Below are 964 nucleotides of genomic sequence, written 5' to 3' on the forward strand. Positions count from 1 at the left end.
CAGTAGAACGAGAGAAATCAATTTTACTATTAAGTAGTATAGGACTTGTGAGTGCATGCGTTGCTGTTTCAGGAAGTATTGGTTTTATTGGCCTAATGGCACCGCATATAGCGAAAAGACTTGTCGGTATACAGCATAAGCATGTAATTCCTACGTGCGGAGTAATTGGAATGTTTCTTGTAATTGCTTCAGACTTTATTGCAAAAACAGTATTCACACCTGTAGAGTTACCGGTTGGAATTGTTATTTCAATTGTCGGCGTACCGTATTTCTTATATTTACTTTATAAGGCGAAAGCGTAAGAGGGGGAATGAAAGTGAGTATTTTAAGCGCAAAAAGTTTAGAAACAAGTTATGAAAAGCTTACCGTGTTTCGCGATTTAAATGTGGAAATACAAGAAGGAAAAGTAACGACAATTATAGGGCCAAATGGTTGTGGGAAATCGACATTATTAAAAACAATGGGAAGAATTTTAAAGCAAAAAAGCGGAAAAGTGTATTTACAAGGACAAGATTTAAATACAATTCCAACGAAAGAAATTGCAAAGCAATTAGCGTTACTTCCGCAAAATCCAATCGCTCCAGGAGAACTTAAAGTAGAAGAATTAATTTCTTATGGGCGTTATCCACATCGCAATAACGTGAATAAGTTAACGGCAAAAGATAAAGAAATGATTGATTGGGCATTAGACGTAACTAAAACGTCAGCATTTCGTACGAGACAAATTGCAAATTTATCAGGTGGACAAAGACAAAAGGTTTGGCTAGCAATGGCGTTAGCACAACAGACAGAAGTCTTATTACTTGATGAACCAACTACATACCTTGATATGTCTCATCAATTAGATGTACTGCAAATCGTGGAGAAATTAAATAAAGAACATAATTGTACGGTCGTAATGGTATTACATGATATTAACCATGCAGCTAGATTTTCAGATGAGATTATTGCAATGAAGGAAGGG

2 protein-coding genes are annotated in these 964 nt (G+C 35.8%); both read left to right on the forward strand.

Annotated features, from left to right (window positions below):
• On the forward strand, nucleotides 1-302 hold a 302-nt coding region (locus AC1DTM_RS28690; protein WP_477001513.1), incomplete at its 5' end, for a FecCD family ABC transporter permease.
• Between the two features lie 14 nt (nucleotides 303-316).
• Nucleotides 317-964: ABC transporter ATP-binding protein (locus AC1DTM_RS28695; RefSeq protein WP_477001514.1), on the forward strand; the 648-nt coding region annotated here is incomplete at its 3' end.

The sequence above is a fragment of the Bacillus sp. P4_D3 genome, assembly GCF_056401855.1.